Origin of the sequence: Geothrix paludis (assembly GCF_022808815.1) — a bacterium.
GTDB lineage: Bacteria > Acidobacteriota > Holophagae > Holophagales > Holophagaceae > Geothrix > Geothrix paludis.
Genome location: NZ_JAKZLC010000001.1, coordinates 892,261 through 914,193, shown reverse-complemented (window position 1 = coordinate 914,193; position 21,933 = coordinate 892,261). Strand labels below are relative to the sequence as shown.

Annotated in this window: 19 protein-coding genes; 8 read left to right on the top strand and 11 right to left on the bottom strand. The window is 68.2% G+C overall.

The genetic code is table 11. The features are described 5' to 3' along the window. Positions 1–37: 37 nt before the first annotated feature. From MLE64_RS04175 to MLE64_RS04155, 5 genes are all read right to left on the bottom strand, one after another. On the bottom strand, positions 38–574 hold the full coding sequence (locus MLE64_RS04175; RefSeq protein WP_243316412.1) for a hypothetical protein: 537 nt from the start codon (positions 572–574) through the stop codon (positions 38–40). Between the two features lie 50 nt (positions 575–624). Further along, positions 625–888, bottom strand: a complete 264-nt coding sequence (locus MLE64_RS04170) for a hypothetical protein (protein WP_243287844.1) — start codon at positions 886–888, stop codon at positions 625–627. A 23-nt stretch (positions 889–911) separates the two neighbouring features. Continuing rightward, a complete protein-coding gene (locus tag MLE64_RS04165; protein WP_243316410.1) occupies positions 912–2,342 on the bottom strand; it encodes a 2-oxoacid:acceptor oxidoreductase family protein in 1,431 nt (476 codons plus the stop codon). After that, complete coding sequence (gene vorB / locus MLE64_RS04160) at positions 2,339–3,739, bottom strand: 3-methyl-2-oxobutanoate dehydrogenase subunit VorB (RefSeq protein WP_243316408.1); 1,401 nt, start codon at positions 3,737–3,739, stop codon at positions 2,339–2,341. The genes MLE64_RS04165 and vorB overlap by 4 nt, the downstream gene beginning before the upstream one ends. 323 nt (positions 3,740–4,062) lie before the next feature. After that, positions 4,063–4,941 (bottom strand): NAD(+)/NADH kinase, encoded by an 879-nt coding sequence (locus tag MLE64_RS04155; RefSeq protein WP_243316399.1) that lies wholly within the window; start codon positions 4,939–4,941, stop codon positions 4,063–4,065. Between MLE64_RS04155 and MLE64_RS04150 the strand changes: the two genes are divergently transcribed. Continuing rightward, positions 4,940–7,450: a penicillin-binding protein 1A gene (locus MLE64_RS04150; protein WP_243316398.1), complete on the top strand. Its 2,511-nt coding sequence runs from the start codon at positions 4,940–4,942 to the stop codon at positions 7,448–7,450. The genes MLE64_RS04155 and MLE64_RS04150 overlap by 2 nt on opposite strands. Before the next feature lie 73 nt (positions 7,451–7,523). Here MLE64_RS04150 and MLE64_RS04145 read toward each other — a convergent pair whose 3' ends face one another. Beyond that, positions 7,524–9,134: a DEAD/DEAH box helicase gene (locus MLE64_RS04145; protein ID WP_243316396.1), complete on the bottom strand. Its 1,611-nt coding sequence runs from the start codon at positions 9,132–9,134 to the stop codon at positions 7,524–7,526. Positions 9,135–9,275: 141 nt separating this feature from the next. Between MLE64_RS04145 and MLE64_RS04140 the strand changes: the two genes are divergently transcribed. From MLE64_RS04140 to dusB, 6 genes are all read left to right on the top strand, one after another. After that, complete coding sequence (locus tag MLE64_RS04140; RefSeq protein ID WP_243316394.1) at positions 9,276–10,331, top strand: acyl-CoA thioesterase; 1,056 nt, start codon at positions 9,276–9,278, stop codon at positions 10,329–10,331. Positions 10,332–10,340: 9 nt separating this feature from the next. Next, entirely contained in the window at positions 10,341–10,814 is a 474-nt protein-coding gene (locus MLE64_RS04135) for a SixA phosphatase family protein (protein WP_243316393.1), read from the top strand. Next, positions 10,814–11,650: an alpha/beta fold hydrolase gene (locus MLE64_RS04130; protein ID WP_243316391.1), complete on the top strand. Its 837-nt coding sequence runs from the start codon at positions 10,814–10,816 to the stop codon at positions 11,648–11,650. Before MLE64_RS04135 ends, MLE64_RS04130 begins: the two co-directional genes overlap by 1 nt. A gap of 97 nt (positions 11,651–11,747) precedes the next feature. After that, positions 11,748–13,010 carry a transcription termination factor Rho gene (gene rho / locus MLE64_RS04125; protein WP_243316791.1) on the top strand — a complete coding sequence of 421 codons (1,263 nt, stop codon included), beginning with the start codon at positions 11,748–11,750 and terminating at the stop codon, positions 13,008–13,010. Between the two features lie 241 nt (positions 13,011–13,251). Then, positions 13,252–14,304, top strand: coding sequence for a medium chain dehydrogenase/reductase family protein (locus MLE64_RS04120; RefSeq protein ID WP_243316389.1), 1,053 nt, complete (start codon positions 13,252–13,254; stop codon positions 14,302–14,304). A gap of 83 nt (positions 14,305–14,387) precedes the next feature. Beyond that, complete coding sequence (gene dusB / locus MLE64_RS04115; RefSeq protein ID WP_243316388.1) at positions 14,388–15,368, top strand: tRNA dihydrouridine synthase DusB; 981 nt, start codon at positions 14,388–14,390, stop codon at positions 15,366–15,368. Between the two features lie 134 nt (positions 15,369–15,502). Here dusB and MLE64_RS04110 read toward each other — a convergent pair whose 3' ends face one another. The 5 genes from MLE64_RS04110 to MLE64_RS04090 all read right to left on the bottom strand — a co-directional run bounded on the left by MLE64_RS04110 (position 15,503) and on the right by MLE64_RS04090 (position 20,714). Then, positions 15,503–16,969 (bottom strand): helicase HerA-like domain-containing protein, encoded by a 1,467-nt coding sequence (locus tag MLE64_RS04110; RefSeq protein WP_243316385.1) that lies wholly within the window; start codon positions 16,967–16,969, stop codon positions 15,503–15,505. Between the two features lie 38 nt (positions 16,970–17,007). Next, positions 17,008–17,997, bottom strand: coding sequence for a cation diffusion facilitator family transporter (locus tag MLE64_RS04105; protein WP_243316383.1), 990 nt, complete (start codon positions 17,995–17,997; stop codon positions 17,008–17,010). A gap of 148 nt (positions 17,998–18,145) precedes the next feature. Continuing rightward, positions 18,146–19,333, bottom strand: a complete 1,188-nt coding sequence (locus MLE64_RS04100; protein WP_243316381.1) for a hypothetical protein — start codon at positions 19,331–19,333, stop codon at positions 18,146–18,148. Next, a complete protein-coding gene (locus tag MLE64_RS04095; RefSeq protein WP_243316379.1) occupies positions 19,330–20,178 on the bottom strand; it encodes a bifunctional hydroxymethylpyrimidine kinase/phosphomethylpyrimidine kinase in 849 nt (282 codons plus the stop codon). The genes MLE64_RS04100 and MLE64_RS04095 overlap by 4 nt, the downstream gene beginning before the upstream one ends. A gap of 239 nt (positions 20,179–20,417) precedes the next feature. After that, a complete protein-coding gene (locus MLE64_RS04090) occupies positions 20,418–20,714 on the bottom strand; it encodes an HU family DNA-binding protein (RefSeq protein WP_243285920.1) in 297 nt (98 codons plus the stop codon). 361 nt (positions 20,715–21,075) lie between these two features. Here MLE64_RS04090 and truA point away from each other — a divergent pair, with 361 nt between their 5' ends. Then, positions 21,076–21,867, top strand: a complete 792-nt coding sequence (gene truA / locus MLE64_RS04085) for a tRNA pseudouridine(38-40) synthase TruA (protein WP_243316377.1) — start codon at positions 21,076–21,078, stop codon at positions 21,865–21,867. The last annotated feature ends 66 nt before the right edge of the window (positions 21,868–21,933 follow it).

The window sequence follows — 21,933 nt, the reverse complement described above, 5'->3', positions numbered from 1 at the left end:
TAATGATTAATGGCTAGATCCAAAAGAAGATCACCGGCTAGGGCTGACGCCGCTTGAATTGGATGCGGCTCCGAACCGAGAACGGCTTTCCCGCCTCGGCGACCTCGAAGGTCTCCACATAGGCCTCGGGGGAGATCTGCTCGAGGGTTTCCCGGGCCTTCGACGTGGCGGCGCTGTCCAGCTGCACGCTTTCGAAGACCAGCTTGGTGGACTGGCTCTGGGCCGGAGAGAGGACGAAGGTGCCGCTGAACGCCTCCTGGCGGAAGAGGCGGAACACCAGCACTTTCCGGGCGGTGTCGTAGGCCAGGAAGCTGGCGTGGCTGGCCACCGTGCCGTCCGGGTGGAGGGGCTGGGGCGGGAAGCTGGCCATGCTCCGCTCCTGGAGGAACTGGCCGCTCAGGATGAAGCGGTAGCGGCGCGTGGCCGTGCCCGTTCCCTGGTCTCCCGTGATGGCGCCCTGCCATTCCCCCACCAGGAAGCGGACGGGGGCCCAGGGATCCGAGGGCGCGCCTTGCGCCTGGATCACGGCTGCGGTTCCGATCAGGCAGGCCAGCGCCCGGGCGAGCTTGGTCATGGTGTCCTCGAGGTGGATGGAACTCCAGCTTAACCCGCCTTGAAAGGCCTTCAGCCCTGGACCGGGATCCTCCCCGCCAGATCGTCGAGGACGTTCAGCATGTGCTGGCATTCCTCGCAGCTGGTGTGGGGGCTCCCGCAGGGGAAACCGTCGCTCTGCATGCCAAGGCAGCGGGGCTGCTGGATGAACCGCGCCAGCTCGGCCAGGAGGCCGGAAACTTTGGCGCGGAGCGGGCTGTCCGGGATCTCCCGGAGGGCCATGACGATCTTCCATTCCTCGGCGTTGAGGGTGGTCTGGATGGCGATGTCCGTCATGGCTGCCTCCTGGAATTGCGGGCTTATTTGTCGAGCGCTTCCACCGACTTGATGCCCCAGGCGAAGGCTTCTTCGTTGAGGGGGATCAGGGCGCACTTGTCCTTCAAGGCGGTGCGGATCGCGCCGAGCAGGGTGTCCTTGGGGAAGATGTTCGTGGCAGCCTGGAGGGCGCCCAGGGCCACGATGTTCTTCACCACGGCCTTGCCCAGGTCGGTGGCGATGCCCGTGAAGGGCACGGGGAACATCTTGATGCTGGGATCCAGCACGGGGGCGTCGGTCACCACGGAGCTGTCGTAGATGACGAAGCCGCCCTTGCGGACCGTGGGACCGAACTTGACGAGGCTGGGGGCGTTGAAGGCGATGAGCACCTGGGGATCCGGGGACCCGGGGTTCAGCACCTCGTCCTCGGCCACGTGGACGTCGGCGTAGGACGTGCCGCCGCGGCTCTCAGGGCCGTAGCTGGGGATGTGGGTGGCGTCGAAGCCCTCGCTGATGGCGGCCCGGGCGATGAGCATGGCCGCGGTCTGGGCGCCGTCGCCGCCGGAGCCGGCGAGCTTCAGTGAGATGTCATTGGGGGCCAGGTGCGTGGGGAAGCCCTTGCAGAAGCGCTCGGGGTGCTCGGAGGTGGCCCCGGCCAGGCTGAGGATCTTCTCGCCCTTGAAGCAGGGCGCGTTCCGCTTGAACCAGGGATCGACGGTGAGGTCCTTCTTCACGCCCAGCGGATAGACGGGCTCCATGCACTCCTTGACCCACTTCTCCGTGTCCTCGGGGTTCATCTTCAGGTGGGTGGGGCACTCGGCCAGCACCTCGATGAAGGAGTACCCGCGGCCTTCCACCTGGAGTTTCATGGCCTTGTGGATGGCCTTCTTGGCCTTGATGCGCTGCTTGGCGTCGTAAAGGGCCACGCGCTCCACGTAGACGGGGCCGTCGAGGCCCGCGATGAGCTCGGCCATCTTGAGGGGCTGGCCGTTGTACTCGTTCCGGCCCGAGGGGCTGGTGGAGCTGGTCTGGCCCATCAGCGTGGTGGGGGCCATCTGGCCGCCGGTCATGCCGTAGATGGCGTTGTTGATGAAGATGACGGTGATGGGGGCGCCGAGCTGGGCCGTGGCCACGGTCTCGGCGAGGCCGATGGAGGCCAGGTCGCCGTCGCCCTGGTAGCTCACCACCACGCTCTCCGGGTTGGCGAACTTGTGGCCGAGGGCCACCACGGGCGCGCGGCCGTGGGCGGCCTGGGTGTTGCCCACATCGAAGTAGTAGTAGAGGAACACGGAGCAGCCCACCGGGCTCACGGCCACCGTGCGGTCCTGGATGCCCAGCTCGTCGATGGCCTCGGCCAGGTACTTGTGGGCCAGGCCGTGGCCGCAGCCAGGGCAGTAGTGGGTGGCGTGGCCCTTCAGGCCCTCGCCGTGGGAGTGGCGCTCGAACCTGTCGTAGAAGACGCTGGCCTTGCTCATGCGAGCACCTCCTTCCGACCCAGGACCCGGGTCATGATTTCGCTCTGCTGGGGCAGGACACCGCCCATGCGGCGCACGGATTCGATTTCGGGGAACTGGTTCACGCCGGCCTTGCTGAGGGCGAGGCGGATCTCGTCCTCCAGCTGCCCGGCGCTGGCCTCCACCACCACGATGCGCTGGGCGCCGTGGATGGCGGCCTTCAGCTCCTCCACAGGGAAGGGCCAGAGGGTGATGGGCCGGAAGAGGCCGGCCTTGATGCCCTGGTGCCGCAGCTCCTGGACCGCGCCCTTGGCGGTGCGGGCCGGGGTGTTGCAGGCGATGAGCACCACCTCGGCGTCCTCGCAGAGGAAGGACTCGGCGCGGGCTTCGACCTGCATGGCCTCGTACTTGGCGTTCAGGTGGACGTTGTGGGCCTCGAGGTCACTCTCCGTGAGGAAGATCGACGTGATGACGTTCTTCCGGTGCATGGCGTCGCCGAAGACCGCCCACTTGGGGATGCCGGGCTTGATCATGGTCTCGGGCAGCTGCACCTTGCCGGTCATCTGGCCCAGGTAGCCGTCGCCGAGGAGGATGACGGGGTTGCGGTACTTGAAGCTCAGCTCGAAGGCAAGCATGGTCAGGTCGAGCATCTCCTGGGGCGTGGAGGGCGCCAGGGTGATGGCCTGGGTGTTGCCGTGGCCGAGGCCGTGGCAGGCCAGCTTGATGTCGGACTGCTCGGGAGCGATGTTGCCCAGGCCCGGCCCGCCGCGCATGACGTCCACGAAGACACCCGGCAGCTCCGCGCCGATCATGTAGGACACGCCCTCCAGCATCAGGCTGAAGCCCGGCGAGGAGGTGAAGGTCATGGTGGGCAGCCCGGCGCCGGCGGTGCCGTACATCATGTTCACCGTGGCCACTTCGCTGACGGCCTGGATGAAGGTGCCGTCGAGCTTGGGCAGGAACTTGGCCATCAGCTCGGCGCCCTCGGTGGAGGGGGTGATGGGGTAGCCGTAGACGTGGCGGCAGCCCGCCAGCAGGGCGCCCAGGGCCGAGGCGTAGGTGCCCTTGATGACCAGGGGCTCGGTGCGGGGCAGGGGCAGCACTTCCGAGGGCATGTCCACGGGCTCGGGCGCGTTGCTGGGCTTCACGCCGAAGAGCTTGGCGGGATCCTCCAGCTCGAAGTCCTGGATCTCGCCCTCATGGGCGGGCCGCAGGCCGTAGGGCTCGGGGCAGGCGTCCATGCAGAGGCCGCAGGCGTTGCAGTTCGTCAAGTCCAGCTCCACGGGGACCAGGCCCGTCAGGGGGTTGATCTGGTCGCTGAGGTGGATGCAGTCCTTGGCGCAGGCGTCGAGACACCGGCCGCAGCCCTTGCAGTACTCCGGCAGCAGGAAGGGTTTCGGTCGTTCTTTGAGGGCCATGGGAACTCCATGCAGGGACGCAGGTCCTACCACGGGGAAGTGTCATGCCCACCCCGTGTGCGCGTGGTCACAAGCGGGCTCCGGCGCAGACCGCCACCGACCGAAAGGTCAGGAATGGGCCCCGGCGCGGGCGGTCTGCGGGGGACAGACCACTGGTGGTCCCCGGTCTCCGGTCCTCAGCCCTCAGTCCTGGAGAAGGCGGGCCGATGGCTCCAGGTCGGCGCCGACCCGCTTGAACGGCCCAAATGGAAACCAATGGCCGGCCCGCAGGGCTGCTCAAATTCCAGACTGAGGACCGAGGACTGAGGGCTCAGGACTGAACCTCACCGATCCCCCCAGTGCAGCTTCTGCTGGAGCAGGGCGAAGAAGTCCAGGCCGGGGCGCTGGAGGAGGGTGATGCGGGTCTGGGCCTGGCGGAGCCGCACTTCATCGCCGGGGAACAGCCGGTGCCCCACCTGGCCGTCCAGGGTCAGGTGGGCGTCCTCGGCTTCTTCCAAGGTGATGCTGATGGGGCGCGAGGCGGGCACCACGGACGGGCGGAGGGTCAGGGTATGCGGACAGATGGGGGCCACGACGAAGGCCTCCAGGCTGGGATGCAGGATGGGCCCTCCCGCGGACAGCGCATAGGCGGTGGATCCCGTGGGCGTCGCCACGATGAGTCCGTCCGCCTTGATGGGACCGGCATCCTCATTGCCGACCCGCAGGTGCATGTCCATGATGCGGGCCAGGGCGCCCTTGGCCACCACCGCATCGTTCAGCACCGTCTGCCGAACCATCTGACGATCCTCCCGCCAGAGCTCCACCTCTAGCGTCGGCCGTCGGTCGGTCGCCAGGGTCCCTGCCAGGAAGGCCTGCACAGTGGCGGCGGCTTCGGATACGGGATGGGCTGTGAGGAAGCCCAGGGAGCCGAGGTTGATGCCCAGGATGGGGGTGCCCCGCATGCCCACGCGGCGGGCCGCATGGAGCAGGGTGCCATCGCCGCCGAGCACCAGGCAGAGGTCCGCGACGGGATCCGCCGTGCCAAGATCCGGATCCAGGGCCAGCTTCGCGGGGGGCAGGTCGGCCTGGGCCCAGGCCTCGGCCAGGGCCGGCTCGCCCTTGACGGCCCAGCCCCGATCGAGGAACGGCGGGACCGCCTCGCGCAAGGTGGACACCAGGTGCGGAGACTTGGCCTTGGCCACGAGGATCAATCGCTGGGGCATGGCAACACTCTACCGCTATCCTGGTCCCATGGCTTCGAACCAGGCATCCCACTCATCCCCCGCCCGGCGCTGGATCGGGCGCGCCCTGTGGGCCTTCCTGGCCCTGTCGGTGGCCGGCGCGGCCACCCTGGCAGTGTCCTGGTCCGTGCTTTCGCGGGACGCGGACAGCTTCCTCACGCTGTTCGCCCTGCGCGTGCCCAAGACCATCACCAAGGTGCTGGATCACGACGGCAACGTCATCGGCATCTTCGCCGAGGAGCACCGGGTGGTGATCCCCTACGGCGACATCCCCAAGGCCTTCGTGAACGCGCTGGTCGCGACGGAGGATTCGGATTTCTGGAGCCACAGCGGCGTCTCCGCCCGGGGCATCATGCGCTCGGGCGTGAACTTCATCACCAGCTTCGGCCGGCGGCGGGAGGGCGCCTCCACCCTCACCATGCAGCTCATCCGCACGGTCACCGCCAAGCGCCAGAAGCGCCTGGACCGCAAGCTGAAGGAGATCATCCTCGCCCGCAAGCTGGAGAAGGCCTACTCCAAGAAGCAGATCATGGAGATGTACGCCAACGAGGTGTACTTCGGCGGCGGGCGCTACGGCATTGAGGCCGCCGCGGAGTTCTACTTCGGCAAGAGCGCCCCCCAGCTCAACGTTGAGGAATGCGCCCTGCTCGCAGGGCTGGTCCAGAATCCCAACTGGTACAACCCGTACAACCCCGACCCCAAGGCCCGCGCCGCCGCTAAGGCCCGGCGCAACCACGTGCTGCTCCGGATGGTGAAGGAGGACTACCTCAAGGCCCAGGAAGCCAGTCTGCTGATGGACAAGCCCATCCGTCTGGCCCGTGAAAACGCCCACGAGGAGGCCGTGGCCCCCTACGTGGTGGAGGAGGTCCGCAAGTACCTCTACGAGAAGTACGGCCGCGAGCAGGTCCTGAACGGCGGCCTGGAAGTCACCACCACCGTGGACAGCTACTGGCAGGAGGCCGCCAACGAGGCCGTGCGGAACGGTCTGAAGGCGGTGGATCGCCGTCGCGGGTTCCGGAAGGACGCCGTGCAATTCGTGACGGATCCCGACACGACGCAGCTCAACGGCTGGAAGCGCTACTTCGAGGCCGGCGACAACGTTCGGGGCGTGATCCTCGCCTGGAAGGGCGGCAAGGCCCAGGTGCGCATCGGCAAGACAACTCTCGAAGTTCCCGACAGCGCCTTCGCCTGGATCGGCAAGGACCCCCAGAAGCTGCTGCCCCGCGGAGCCGCGCCGCTCTTCCTGGTGAAGGCCGCGGATGACGGCACGCCGAAGACCCTGGAGCTGGACCAGGAGCCCCAGGTGGAAGGCGCCCTGATGGCGCTGGATCCGAAGACGGGCGAGATCCGCGCCATGGTGGGCGGCTACGACTTCAACCGCTCCAAATTCAACCGCGCCATGCAGGCGCAGCGCCAGGTCGGATCCACCATGAAGGCCTTCGTCTACGGCGCGGCCTTCACCGCCGGCAAGACGCCCGCCAGCATGGTCCTGGATGTGCCCACGCGCTTCGTCAACACGGTGGACTACATGACCGTCACCCTCCCGGACGGAACCTCGGAATACAAGCCCCTGCGCGGCGGCGTGAAGCCGTATGAACCCAAGAACTACGAGCGGGATTTCTGGGGCCCCATCCCCATCTGGGAGGCCCTCCGCGATTCCCGGAACGTGCCCGCCGTCCGCACTCTGGAGGAGACGGGCGTCCTCAACGTCATCGATTTCGCCCGCAAGTGCGGCATCACCAGCAGCATCCCCCCCTATCCCAGCATGGCCCTCGGCTCCGCCGACCTGACGCTGAAGGAGATGGTGCGCGGCTACGCCACCATCGCCAACGGCGGCCTCCAGGCGCCGCCGCCCTTCTTCATCAAGAAGGTGGTGGACCGGAACGGCCGGGTCCTGGAGACCCACGGCGGCGCGGCCACGGAGCAGGTGCTGGACGCGCAGAGCACCTACCAGCTCATCCAGTGCCTCCAGGGCGTGGCCACCAGCGGCACCGGCGCCAAGAGTAACGAACTGAACTGGCCCGTGGCCGGCAAGACCGGCACCACGGACGATCACACGGACGCCTGGTTCCTGGGCTTCTCCACGCGCGTGGTGTGCGGCGTGTGGGTGGGCCTGGACGAGAAGAAGACGATCTTCCGGGGGGCGGATGGCGCCAAGGTGGCCCTGCCCATCTGGGTCGATTTCATGAAGGCGGCCCTGCCGACCACGCCGCAGGAGACGTTCCAGGCTCCCGAGGGCATGGAATGGGCGGACATCGACCGCTACACGGGCCTGCTGGCCACCTCCGCCACCGCCGACAAGGTGCTCCACCTGGCCTTCAAGCCCGGCACCGTGCCCAAGTCCGGCAGCGACGCCGAGGCCATCCAGAAGGTGAAGGAGGCCCGGGACAAGGCGGCGGTCCAGCCCATGGAGAACCGCGTCTGGGGCCAGCCCGCCAAGGTCGAGGAACCCAAGCCCGTGGATCTGAACGCGACGGATCCAAACGGGTGATCCGTGGTTCACCCGCTCCAAAACAAAGGGCGCCAATCGGCGCCCTTTGTTTTGGAGATAGGAGGATACAAGGCTACTTCTTCTTCCACGCCTTCGCAGGGGCGGTCTTCCAGGGGCGGGGTGTGTCCTTGGGAGCGGGGCGGTCCTCCCAGGTGCGGCGCGGGCGGGTGTCGGCCTCCGGCTTGGGCTTCTGGTAGGGGCGCGGCTTCTCGTCGAACTCGCGGCGGGGCTTGAAGCTGCCATCAGGCCGGGTCTTGGAGAAGGCGGAATCCGGCCGCGGAGCCTCGCCCCGGGCGGCGCTGCGCTCCGCGTAGGAACGCTGGGGGCGGGGACCGCCCTCCTTGCGCTCGCGGGGGGTGTCGAAGCGGGGCTTGGTCTTCTTCTCAGGCTCGTTCGGCAGCTCGAATCCCGCCGACTTCTCGGCCTGGACCAGCCCCAGCAGGCCGGCGACGAGGCGCAGGGGGTCGGCGTCCTTCAGCAGCTGGGTGGCCTGGGCGAGCAGTGCGGCGCTGGCGGCGCCCTGGATGCCGTCCAGGAGCTTGGCGGCCTGGGCCTCCCGGATCTCCGCGGGCGTGGGCACGGCGCGCCAGTCCAGCTTGAGCCCGCCACGGCGGCCCCAGGCCAGCAGGATGCGGCTCTCCTTCCAGTTCACGAGGGCGAGGCTGGTGCCCTTCGCACCGGCGCGGCCCGTGCGGCCGCTACGGTGGATGTAGCTTTCCAGCTGGGTGGGGATGCCCACGTGCACGACCAGCGGAAGGCCGCCGATGTCGAGGCCCCGCGCCGCCACGTCCGTGGCCACGAGGTAGCGCAGCTTGCCGTCCTTGAACTGGCCGAGGATGCGGGTGCGGGTCGCCTGGGCCAGGTCGCCGTGCAGGAAGGCCGCGGGCAGGCCCGAGACGGTCAGCTCTTCGGCGACTTCCTCGGTCTGGGCCTTGGTCTTGGTGAAGATGAGCGCGGCGCTGGGCTCGTCCTTCAGCAGCAGGTTCACGAGGGCGCGGACCTGGTGATGGTCGGGCACGAGCACGGGCGTGTGCGCGATGTCGGCGTGGCTGGCCTGCTCGCCGGCCTCCGCCAACTGGATCTGGACGGGATCCTTGAGGAAACGCTTGGCGAGCTTGGCGATGGGGGCGGGCAGGGTGGCCGAGAACAGGTAGGTCTGGGGGCCCGCGGGCACCTTGGCGAGGATGGTTTCCACATCCTCCAGGAAGCCCATGTTGAGCATCTCGTCGCACTCGTCGAGGACGATCATGCTGACGCGGCCCAAGTCCAACGTGCCGCGCTCCAGGTGATCCATCACGCGGCCCGGCGTGCCCACCACCACGGGAGCGCCCATGCTGAGGGCCCGCAGCTGGGGCGTGTAGCTCACCCCGCCGACGAGGGAGGCGATGGGCAGCTTGGGCACGAGGCTGTGCAGCTCGGCACCCACCTGCTGGGCCAGCTCGCGCGTGGGCGCGAGGATGAGGGCCTGGGTGTGGCGCTCGTCCGAGAGCCGGTGCAGCAGGGGCAGGCCGAAGGCCAGGGTCTTGCCGGAGCCGGTGCGGCTCTGCACCAGCAGGTCGCGCCCTTCGAGGCCCGGCTTGAAGGTCTGGGCCTGCACGGGCATGGGGGTCTCGAAGCCGCGCTTGGCCAGGGCGGCCAGCAAAGCTTCGCTGCAGCCGAGGGCTGCGAAGGTCAGGTCGTTCACAATGTCTCCCGGGGCTGTTCCCGCAGAAGATGGCAGACAGCGCCAGCCGGGAGAGGCCCAAACAGGAAGCTTCTCACGAAACCCAATAATTTCCAAGGGATATTCCAATTCTGTATCGACAACCTTCCGCCATACTGGTCCATGGCTGATCCCGAAGACCGCATCCTCACAGTCCCCCTGGGTTCCGATCCATCCCTGCGGCGGCGCTACATGGTGCTCGACCAGGACCTTCCGGCCAACGTGCGCTTCGGCCTGATCCTCGAAGTGCTCGACAAGGTTGCGGAGGAGTGCGCGCTGGATTACGTGCGCCGCACCCATCCCCAGGCCCGGGTGGTGACGGCGGCCATCGACAACATCTTCGTGCGCAGCGCGGCGGACGTGCACCGCGACATGGTGTTCCGGGCCCGGGTCAATTTCGTGGGCCGCACCAGCCTGGAAGTGGGCATCCGCGTGGAGCACCCGGCGGAAGCGGGCCTGCCCGCCGCCCACATCGCCTCCTGCTACTTCACCATGGTGGCCCGCAGCACCGCGGGGGCGGGAGCGGAGAGTCTGGTCCTTCCCGGCTTCGAACCCGGCGATGCCCTGGCGCTGCGGCGCTGGGAACGCGCCATCGCGCGGCGGGAAAGCTACCGCCAGCAGCTGCACCAGGCCCAGGAGCCACCCAGCCGCGACGAATACGCCCTGCTGGCTTCCCTGCACGCGGCCCAGGACGCTTCCGGCTTCCAGGGGCTGATGGCGGCGGAGTGCGTCACCAGCGGCTGGGAGCGCACCTATCCAGAGCATGAGAACGTCCCCACCAAGATCTTCGGTGGGCACCTCATCCGCCAGGCTTTCGAGCAGTCGGCCATCTGCGCGGAACAGGTGGCACCGCACCGCCCCGTCATCGTGGCCGTGAACCGCATCAACTTCGTTCAGCCCGTGCGCATGGGTGACAAGCTGCAGTTCCTCAGCCGGGCGGTCTATGCCGGAAACACCAGTGTGTGCGTGGAGACGGACATCATCCGCGTGAGCCGCGACCGGACCCAGACGAATCTCTCCAACAGCTGTGTCTTCACCTTTGCGAGTGTAGACGACGAGCTGCGTCCCCAGCCCGTGCCCCCCATCTACCCCACCACCTACGCCGAGGACGCCCGCTACCTGGCCGCCCACCGGCGCCGGGAGGCGCGGCTGGCGTGGAAGGCCTCGCGGGAGCGGTAAGATCACGGCATGACTTCGATCCTGCTCATCCGTCATGGCATCGCGGAGGATGCCCGGCCTGGCCAGCGCGATGCGGACCGGGCCCTGACCCGGGAAGGCTGGACCAGGACCCGCGCGGCCATGAAGGGGCTTGTGAGCCGCGGCCACCGTCCCACCCGGGGATTCAGCAGCCCCTACCGGCGCGCCATGGAGACCATGGCCTGCCTCCAGGAAGCCTCCGGGGTCTTTCCCATGGAGACCTCCCTGCTGGTCCTGCCGGAGAGCCGCGTGCCCCAGGCGGACCTCTGGCTGCGCGGGCTGGCGGCCGAGATGCCAGGCGGCGTGCTGGCCCTCGTCAGCCACCAGCCCTTCCTCGGCGAGCTGATCTTCCATCTCACGGGCCGCAGCCTCGAGGTGAAGAAGGCCAGTTGCACGGTCATCCGCTGGGAGGATGGCGCCTGGCGCTTCGAGGCGCAGTACCAGCCATCGGAGCTGAGGGGCTGATGCGACCCCAGCCCACGTTCGCCACCCTCCCTTCGGGCCTGAAGCTCCACTACCGCGTCCAGGGGAATCCGCATGGACCCTGGGTGGTGCTGCTGAACGGCCTGCTGTCGGACACCACCATGTGGGCCGGGGTGCTGCCAGGCCTGATGGGCCGCTACCGCGTCCTCACCTTCGACAGCCGGGGGCAGGGGAAGTCGGACGCGCCGGAGGCGGGCCCCTATCCCACCGCCCTGATGGCCGCCGAGGCCAAGGCGTTGTTCGGCGTCCTGGGCGTGGAACGGCCCTGGCTGGTGGGCCTCTCCAACGGCAGCGCCATGAGCCTGGAGCTGCTCTCTGCCCATCCCGGCGCCTTCGCTGGAGCCGTGCTCACCAGCGCCATGCCGCGCATCGACTTCGCCATGGCCCTTAAGGCCGAGCACTGGGCCCGATGCCTGGAGGTGGGCGGGCCCCTCATGCAGTTCGATGCCGTGGCGCCCTTCCTCTGGGGCGACGCGTTCCTGGAGGCCCGGCACGGTGTCCTGCGGGCCTACCACCAGGTGGTGACGGGGGGCGCCGGGAAGCCCATGCACGGCAACCTGCATCAGATCCGGGGGATCCTGGGCTGGGACATCCGGGAGCGTCTGAGTCTCATCCAAAATCCAGTCCTGATGCTCTCCGGTGCCGAGGATCTCCTCACCCCGCCCTGGAAGTGCCTGGAGACGGCCCAGCGCATTCCCGGCAGCCGCTTCGAAGTCGTACCGGGCATCGGGCATGCCTACCCCGTCGAGGACCCCAAAGGATTCGTGGCCAGGATTCGGAACTTCATGGATAAAGTCGATGCCGGGTTTGGCCGATAGAGGAAACTGGCCTACCATACATCCTTCCCCGAGCCACTTCCGACTCGCCCTGCCCCTGAGGTGACCTATGGCCACCCCTTCTCAGTCCCCGGCCATCCTGAGCTTGCAAGAGCTCAAGGAACTCTCCATCGGCAAGCTCGCCGAACTGGCGAAGGACCTGCAGATCGAGAACCCGCTCGCCATGCGGAAGCAGGAGCTGGTGTTCCGGGTGCTCCAGGCCCAGGCCGAGCGCGAGGGCCAGTTCTTTGCCGAGGGCGTGCTGGAGGTGCTGCCCGAGGGGTTCGGCTTCCTGCGCAGCCCCGACCAGAACTACCTCGCGGGCCCCGAGGACATCTACATCTCGCCCAGCCAGATCCGGAAGTTCAACCTGCGCACCGGCGACACGCTCTCCGGCATGATCCGCGCGCCGAAGGAAGGCGAGAAGTTCTTCGCCATGCTGCGGGTGGACGCCGTGAACTTCGATCCGCCCATGGTGGCCAAGGACCGCGCCCACTTCGATGATCTCGTGCCTCTGTATCCCAAACACCACCTGCGCATGGAGCGGGACGCCCAGGAGGTCAGCACCCGCGTCATGGACCTGATGACGCCGCTGGGCAAGGGCCAGCGCGCCCTCATCGTGGCCCCACCCCGCACGGGCAAGACCGTGCTGCTGCAAAACATCGCCAACTCCATCACCGCCAACCACCCGGAAGTGTTCCTCATCGTGCTGCTCATCGACGAGCGGCCCGAGGAAGTGACCGACATGGAGCGCAGCGTGAAGGGCGAGGTGGTCTCCAGCACCTTCGACGAGCCCGCCACCCGCCACGTCCAGGTGGCCGAGATGGTCATCGAGAAGGCCAAGCGCCTCGTGGAGCACAAGAAGGACGTGGTGATCCTTCTGGACTCCATCACGCGCCTGGGCCGGGCCTACAACACCGTGGTGCCCCCCAGCGGCAAGGTGCTCTCCGGCGGCGTGGACAGCAACGCCCTCCAGCGCCCCAAGCGCTTCTTCGGTGCGGCGCGCAACATCGAGGCCGGCGGTAGCCTCACCATCATCGCCACGGCGCTGATCGAGACCGGCAGCCGCATGGACGACGTGATCTTCGAGGAGTTCAAGGGCACCGGCAACAGCGAGATCGTGCTGGACCGCAAGCTCAGCGACAAGCGCATCTTCCCGGCCATGGACATCCAGAAGTCCGGCACCCGCAAGGAGGACCTGCTCATCGACGCCGCCAAGCTCGCCAAGATCTGGGTGCTCCGCAAGATCCTCAGCGCCAGCGGCCCCAGCGAGAGCATGGAGCTGCTCGTCGACCGCCTGGGCAAGGCCAAGACGAACGACGAGTTCCTGGCGAACCTGCAGGAGCCGGCCCCGCGGCGCTAGCGCCGCGCGACGCCCAGGTTGGCGCTGCAAAGGCAGCGCCAACTTGGCGCGTCGATGGGCCGGATATCATGTAGAAGTAGCCAGGGAGATGACCCCGGCGATAGCGGCTGGGAGCGCTTCCCTCCGCCCCGTACCTTTTTCCCATCACAGGTCCCAACCGTTCCATTCGCGGTCGCATCAGGCAGTCCGGCATTTCGTCATGCCCACGTCGCGTGGGATTCACGAAAGAGGAGGAGGGCCCATGAGACAGAAGCGAGTCGTTGTCTCCCACTACGGCGGGCCTGAGGCGCTCCAGGTGATCGAAGAGGCGCGCCCCGAACCAGCGGCCGGCGAAGTGCGGGTGAAGGTGCTGGCCGCAGGGGTTGCCATGCCCGACATCATGGCGCACGAGGGCATCCACCCCGAAACGCCACCGGTGCCTTACACGCCGGGTTGGGACCTGGTCGGAGTGGTGGACCTCCCCGGCCCGGGCGTTTCGAGGTTCGCGCCGGGCCAGGTGGTTGCCGCGATGCCGATCCATGGCGCCTACACAGAGTTCATCTGCCTGCCGCAGCGCGAGCTCGTCCCGGTGCCTTCCGGGTTGGACCCGGCGGAAGCCGTGAGCCTCATCCTCAACTACATCACGGCCTACCAGATGCTTCATCGTTCCGCCAAGGTCAAGCCGGGCCAGCGCGCGTTGATCCATGGCGCCGCCGGCGGCGTGGGAACGGCCCTTCTGCAGCTTGGCCACTTGGCCGGGCTGGAGTTGTACGGCACCTGCTCTCTGCGTTCCGCCCCGGCCGTGTCCGAGCTAGGCGCCACCCCGATCGACTACCAACATCAGGACTTCGTGGCCGAAACCCGGCGCCTCGCGGGCGGCGGTGTCGACGCCGTCTTCGATCCCTTTGGGGGCGCCCACCTCTGGCAATCCCGGGGGGCATTGCGATCCGGGGGAAGAGTGGTGGGCTACGGCAACACCACGACACTGCGCGGAGAGGGACTGGGTGCCGGTCGCGCCGGCCGTCGGAATCGGCTCCATGGAATCCCCATCTACCTGCTCTACATCCTCGGGGGCTGGGTCCTCCCCGGCCGGAGGCGGGTGGTCCCCTACAGCATCCAGACGCTCAAACGGCTGCGACCGGCCCTGTTCCGTCAGGACCTCATCACCCTGCTGGACCTGCTTCAGCAGCAGAAGATCAGGCCGCTCGTCGCACAGCGGCTGCCGCTTTCCGCCGCAAGGGAAGCCCAGGAACTGCTGGAAAGGGGTGGCGTGATCGGGAAGATCGTCCTGGTCTGCGCCGATACGAGGACTTGAGGGAAGGCCCTCCGCCTCGGAATTTGGCCGCAGGCCAGATTCTGAGCCCCCGCTACACTGGAAGGTCGCCAGAAAGCCCGCCCGTGACCTTCCCCCACTCACCATTCCACATCGGTCCCATCGAGGTGCCCAACCGCCTCGTCATGGCGCCGCTGCATGAGATCACCGACCAGCCCTTCCGGAAGTTCATCCGGGAGATCGGCGGGGTGGGGCTGGTGGTCTCGGAGATGATCAGCAGCGAGGCGCTGATCCGGCATGCGGTGAAGGCGGAGAAGATGATGGCGGCCACGGGCGAACGGCCGCTCTCCATGCAGATCTCCGGTGGGCGGCCCGAGGCCCTGGCGGAGGGCGCGGCGCTGTGCGAAGCCGCCGGGGCGGACCTGGTGGATCTGAACATGGGTTGCCCGGCCAGCAACGTCACCAAGGGCGGAGCGGGCTCGGCGCTGCTCAAGGACATCCGACTGGCGGAGCGCTGCGTCACTTCCATGGTGAAGGCCGTGAAGGTGCCGGTGACGGTGAAGATGCGGGCAGGCTGGGACGCGTCCCAGAAGGAGCGGGGGGAGTTCCTGGACTTCCTGCGCATGTTCGAGGCCGCGGGTGTGCAGGCCCTGGCCATCCACCCCCGCACCCGGGCCCAGCAGTACGAGGGGCACGCGGACTGGAGCATCATCGCCCGGGCCGTGGAGGCGGGCACCTCGTACCCCATCATCGGCAACGGCGACGTGAATGCCCGGGAGGATGCCTTCCGCATGGTCGAGGAGACGGGCTGCACCGCCGTGATGATCGGGCGTGGCGCGCTCTACAATCCGTTCCTCTTCCGGCAGATCCTGGAGTCGGATTTCATCGTGACCACGGACATGCGCATCGACGCCACCCTGCGGCTGTTCCAGATCCTGCTGGACCTGCTGGAGCCCCGCGAGGCCCTGCACAAGATCAAGAAGATCGGCGCCTGGTTCACCAAGGGTGTGCCCGGCGGCCACGGCTTCCGCCAGAACCTCCACGCCGCCAGCGACGCCCAGGCCCTCCTGGCCGCCATCGACGCCCTGAGGCACCAGGCGGCCTGAGCCTGAAAAGCGCTGGTCACGGAAGGCGCGGAATTCCACGGAAGACACGGAAAGGGGCTCCGATCGGAGCCCCATGTTTTATTCCGTGTTTTCCGGCCTTCTTCCGTGTCTTCCGTGACCAGTAGTTCAGGAAGTCAGCGCCGGCCGCCGCCGAAGATGGAGCCCATGACGCCGCGGATGATCTGGCGACCGATGGCGCTGCCGGCGGCACGGAAGACGCTCTTGCCGAAGGACTCGATCAGGCTGTCGCTGCGGCGGGCGGGTTCCTTGCTGGCCTTCGCCTCCGCCTTGGCCTGAGCCTCGGCCTCCTCCTGCTGCATGGCCTGCTCGGTGCGGGCCTTGAGCTTCTCGAAGGCGCTCTCCCGGTCCACGGCCTGCTCGTAGTGGCCCGCCAGCAGGGAGGTCTTGATGACCTGCTGCCGCTCCTCGGGGGTGATGGGCGAGAGCTGGCTCTGCGGCGGGCAGACGAAGGCCCGCTCCACGATGCCGGGGCGGCCCTTCTCGTCCAGCAGGGACACCAGCGCCTCGCCCACGGCCAGCTCGGTGATGGCGGTTGCCACATCGAGGTCCGGGTTGGCGCGGAAGGTCTCCGCGGCAGCCTTCACGGCCTTCTGGTCCCGCGGCGTGAAGGCGCGCAGGGCGTGCTGCACGCGGTTGCCCAGCTGGCCCAGCACCTTCTCGGGGATGTCCAGCGGGTTCTGGCTCACGAAGTAGACGCCCACGCCCTTGGAGCGCACCAGGCGCACCACCTGCTCGATCTTGTCCAGCAGGGCGTCCGGCGCGTCGTTGAAGAGCAGGTGGGCCTCGTCGAAGAAGAAGGCCAGCTTGGGCTTCTCGGGATCGCCCACCTCGGGCAGGCGTTCGAAGAGTTCCGACAGCAGCCACAGCAGGAAGGTGGCGTAGAGCTTGGGGGCGTTGATGAGCTTGTCCGCCGCCAGGATGTTGATGACGCCCCGGCCCTTGGAATCGGTCTGCATGAGGTCGTCGAGGTCCAGCGCCGGCTCGCCGAAGAAGGCCTCGCCGCCCTGGCTCTCCAGCTCCAGCAGGCCGCGCTGGATGGCGCCGATGCTGGCGGCGGAGACGTTGCCGTACTGGGTCTTGAACTCGGCCGCGTGGTCGCCCACGAACTGGAGCATGCTGCGCAGATCCTTGAGGTCCAGCAGCAGTAGGCCGTTGTCATCGGCGATCTTGAACACCAGGTTCAGCACGCCGCCCTGGGTGTCGTTGAGATTCAGCAGCCGCGCGAAGAGCAGGGGACCCATGTCGCTGACGGTGGTGCGCACCGGGTGGCCCTGCTGGCCGTAGAGGTCCCAGAAGGTCACGGGATAGCCCTGATACTCGAAGCCCTCGAGCTTCAGCTGGCCGACGCGCTCGGCCACCTTGGGATTGTCGCCGCCGGGCTTGCAGACGCCGGGCAGGTCGCCCTTCACATCCGCCAGGAAGACGGGCACGCCGATGGACGAGAACCGTTCCGCCATGGTCCGCAGGGTCACGGTCTTGCCTGTGCCCGTGGCGCCGGCTACGAGGCCGTGGCGGTTGGCCATGCGGGGCAGAAGGGCGAGGTCGGACGCGCCTTTGGCGATCAGGAGGGGCTCGGACATGGGGGCCTCATGATGATGATGGAGAAGAGTCTAGCGGTTCAGGCTGGCCCGGCGGCCGTGGCCTCCTCCAACGCGAAAGCCGTATCGCCGGTGTGGGGCGCGCGCCGGATGGCGCAGGTCTCTGCGGGGCAGCGCTCGCAGTACAGGCGGCCGCATGGATCCACGTGCGTGTGCACTTCACCTTCGATCTCGGCGCCTTCCAGCGCGCGCTTGCCGAAGCCTTCACAGAGGTCGTGGGCCTGGCGCACGGGGTAGTACTCGGGGACCACCATGTGCACGTCCACGTGGGTGTAGCGGCCCGAGCGGAAGGTTCGCATCTCGTGGACGGCGATGATGTCCCAGGTCCGCACCCGGTTCATGGAGGTGAGCACCCGGGCCAGCACCTTGGGATCTTCCATGTCCAGCAGGGCCTGGGAGGATTCCTTCACCAGGCGGAAGCCCGTGCGTGCCAGCAGCAGACCCACGATCATGGCCATGACGGGATCGAGCCACTTGATGCCGGTGAGCTTCACGGCCAGCAGGCCGGCGACGATGCCCACGGTGGTCCAGAAGTCCGACAGGATGTGGTGTCCATCCGCCTCCAGGGCCTTCGACCGCGTCTTGCGGCCCTGAGCGAGCAGGAACCAGCCCAGCAGGCCGTTCAGGGCACCAGCCACGAGGTTCACCGCTAGGCCCAGGCCCAGGTTCTTCAGCTCCACCCCGTGGATGAGCCCATGGAAGGCCTCGAACAGGATGAACGCCGCGGCCAGGGAGATGAGCCCGCCCTCGAAGGCCGCGCTGAAGTGCTCGATCTTGCCGTGTCCGTAGGGGTGCTCCTTGTCCGCGGGCTTGCCGGCGAAGACCACGGCGCCCAGGGCGAAGATGGCGGCCACCACGTTCACCACGCTCTCGATGGCGTCGGATTTCAGGGCCACCGAGCCCGACAGGATGAAGGACAGGTACTTCAGCCCCAGGACGGCCACGCCCGCCGTGATGGACAGCAGGGCGATGCGGACTCGGGAACGCTGTTCGAGGTGTTCGGCGGACATGGCGGCTCCGGGTTCCACGCTACCAGCCGAGAGGAAGAAAGGACTCCACGAAGGACACGAAGTGAAGACGAGAACACGAAGACACAGACTCATCCTTCGTGGTCTGCCTCTTTTCTTCGTGTCCTTCGTGGAGATCCTTTTCCCAGGTCTATTCGAATTCCTCGAAGAGCCCCCGCTGCACCCCGTTTCCGGGATCGGCCGGGAAGGGGAAGGCCGCAGGCGGGGACCAGGGGCGGTCGGGATCGAAGGGCGGTGGCGGCGGGAGATCCGGCGGCAGCCAGCGGAGGGCGGGGGCGGGCTGGATCTGGGCCAGCATCGCCTGCGCCCCGGCTTCGGGAGGCACCGCGGGCACGCGCAGCAGGATCGTCGGCGGGTGGTCCAGGGTCTCGGGCCAGCCGGCGGGTTGGAGGGCGCGAGCCTCGATGGGCGCGGGATCCCGGGGATCCGCGGCGAGCCCGGGGGTGAAGGCCCCGGGCGCCGGAGGAAGCGGCAGGCTCGCCCGCCAGGGCAGGCCCTCGCGCAGGGCCTGGCGCCCAAGCAGGGCCGCCGCAACGGGATCGCCGCAGGCACCGAGGTGGATCGGCGTCCGCAGGCGCTCCTGGAGCAGGGCCTTGAGGGCGCGCAGTTGGCCGAAAGCCGCGGGCCAGGCGCCGCCGGCGCGCTGGAACTCGATGCCACCCGCCAGGGCCAGGCGCCAGCCCGCCGTGCGACGCAGGAAAGGCAGGTCCACCCAGGCATTCGCGGACATGCGCTGGGCCAGACCGCGTTCCGCCGAGCCCTGGGCTTCGGACATGGCCGCGACGAGCGTTTCGCCCGAGGCCAGCGTGGAAAGCGCGCCGAGGGGCAGGACCACCTCGCCCCAGAGCCAGCCGGGCGGCACTTCATCGCCGGGGGCTGGGGTGCCCAGGTCCGGCAGACGCCATGCGGTCCCGGTTCGCGGCACCCAGCCGATGACCCCCTGGCGCCAGGCCTCGCCCAAGGGGCCTTCCGGGGCCTCCGGGGCATGCAGCCAGGCGCGGAAGGCTCCGCCCGGGAGCTGGGCCGCGGCCTCCGGCCCCAGGTGCAGGGTGAGGCCGGGAATGGCCGAGATGGCCTCCCACCAGCCCTGGCGGGACTCCGCTGGCAGGGCTTCCATCCAAGCGGGGGGATGGTCCCAGACCAGGCCGAAGCCTCCCGGAAGCAAGGACATCAGGTTCATGAGCCGGGCCAGAGCCCGTCCGGGCGCGGCATGAACCGAGGCCAGACCCTCCTCGAGGAAGCGCGACCCGGCCCAGCCGGCCCAGGGCCCGTCCGTCGCCGTGCGCAGGATGAAGCCCCGGCCTTCGTGCTCCGTCACCGGGCCTCCCCGGCAGCGGATTCAAGAAAGGCGGACATGGGCGCGAACATGGGCCGGCCCATCCCGCCCGGAGTGAAGGCCTGGTCCCAGCGCTCCCGCAGACGGCGGGCGGCCTCCCGGGCCGCGGCGCGGTCATCCCGCTTCTGCAAGCGCAGACCCAGCCAGGAGGCCGACAGGAGGCAGCCCGTGCCCCGGCGCTGGCCCGGAAGCCGGGGCGTGGCATCCAGGGCCTCGATGCCGTCCCGGGTGATCCACAGGTCCTGCACCACGTCACCGGCGGCGTGCCCGCCCTTGAGCCACACGGCGGCGGCGCCAGCCTCGAGCCAGGGGGTCGCGAGGGCCGAGGGGTCCGCCCTGCGGATGGCCTCGGGTGGCAAGCCGGCGAAAGCCGCGGCCTCGCCCCGGTTGGGGCTCACCACCCAGCCACCCATGGGCAGCAGATCCGCGGCCAGGCGGCGGAGGTCCCCGCCATCGTGCAGGCCCACCCCGGCGCTGGGGGCGAGGATGGGATCCCAGATCCGGACGGGCGGGGCGAGGTGGCGCAGGGTGGCGCAGAGGCGGCGGAAGGTGTCCGCCTCCAGGGCACAGAGGCCGACCTTCACGCCCCAGCGGCCCGCCAGATGGGGGGCGAGAGTCTCCAGGCGCTGGACCGGGTCCATGGCGGGCGCATCGATCCGCGAGCAGCCCAGGCCATTCTGGAGGGTCTCCGCCAGGCTCACCGCCATGGGCTGGCAGCCCAGCTCTGCCAAGGCCAGGGCATCACGCAGCAGGCCTGCTCCGCCGGACGGATCCATCCCGCCCAGGCACAGGGCAACGGGCGGGGCGCTGGGGTGGGTGGCATCCATGGCGAAATCCCAGGATGACACAGGATGATCACCTGACGCGCTTCGATGGATTCGGCCGCATCACAAAGAGAAGAGGGGTTTACCGCCTGCCATCCAGAGGAAACCGAGAAGGCTGGCCCGTCGTGGCTTCAGGGGCATGTCTGACCATTAATAAATAAAAAAAGGCTTTTGGTACAAAACAGGACCCGCCGTAGCGGGTCCTGAGATCCTGGTGTCCGGCAGGGCCGGCCAGCCTGATCCTACTTGCGCTTCTTGCCGCCCTTGCCGTTGACTTCGTCAGCCAGCTTCTTGCCGGGCTTGAACTTGGCGACCTTCTTGGCAGCGATCTTGATGGGCTTGTTGTCGCGGGGGTTGCGGCCGGTGCGGGCGCCGCGGTTGGCGACGGAGAAGGTGCCGAAGCCCACGAGGGTGACCTTGTCGCCACTGCGCAGGGCGGAAGCGATACCACCGAGCACCTGATCGAGGGCGGCAGCGGCCTGGGCCTTGGTGATACCGGCCTTGTCGGCGACGGCGCTGACCAGTTCAGCCTTGTTCATGGAAACCTCCGAATTTGGGGATCTGTGTCCCCGGGTTGAGGAAAACGGAATCGGCTCCGTGTGGAGACGACCGTACCTATTGGGTTTTCGAATAGCACTGGCCCGGAAAGGCCGATGAATACTGTATTTCCTAAACTGCCAAGAAGCTACGCCGCAGACGCAGCATGGTCAAGGTTTTTCTTTCAAAAAAATTCGCAGATCGGCCTCCCTGGGGATTCTAGAGTGTCATGGAACACAGGAACAGCCGGAAACGCTGGAGCCTAAGTGCCATGGATGTCGCAGATCACCGTAGAACGGGCCATTGGGCCGGAGCCCCTCCGTGGAAGGGGCGCCAGAGGCGGTTCGCGGCCTATGATGTCCTATGGCACATCCCTACTTCCTCACCGTGGCCTACGCGGGCGGGGGTTTCCACGGCTGGCAGATCCAGACGAGCCTGCGGAGCGGGCAGGGGGATCTGTGGAAGGCGCTGCGCGCCTTCGACCCGGAAGCGCCCATGCCCCAGGGCACGGGGCGCACGGACGCGGGCGTGCATGCCCGCGCGCAGGGGGTGCTGATCCACACCGCGCGGGCCTGGGACCCCTACCGGCTCCTGGCCGCGCTGAACGCGCATCTGCCGAAGGACATCCGGGTGATGGGAGCGCAACCAGCCCCGGAGGGTTTCTTTCCCCGGCAGCACGCCGTGGCCAAGCGCTACGTCTACCGGCTGGGCCTTGGGCCGTCGGAGGATCCGCTGATGGCGGCGTTCCGCTGGCACGTCCACCAGGCGGCGCCGCTCGACCTGGCGGCCATGGCGCAGGCCGCGCGCCAGGTGCTGGGAACCCATGACTTCTCCAGCTTCCGCTGTGCCGAATGCGTGGCGAAGACGCCCGTGCGCACCATCCACGCCCTTCGCCTGGAACCGACAGAAGGCGGCGTGGACCTCATCTTCGAAGGCGGCAGCTTCCTCATGCACCAGGTCCGCATCATGACCGGCACGCTAGTGGAAGTGGGGAAGGGGAAGCGGAGCCCGGCTTCCCTCGGCGCCGTGATCGCCGCGAGGGACCGCGCCCAGGCCGGCCTCACCGCCCCGCCCGATGGCCTCTGCCTGGAGAAGGTGTGGTACGAGGCCCGGTGGGCCATCGGTGAGCCCAGCCCCTGGGGTGAGCGGGAGTAGGCAGGCCTCGGTCCTCAGTCCTCAGGCCTCAGGCCTCAGTGACACCTCGCCCTCCCTGTCCTTTAC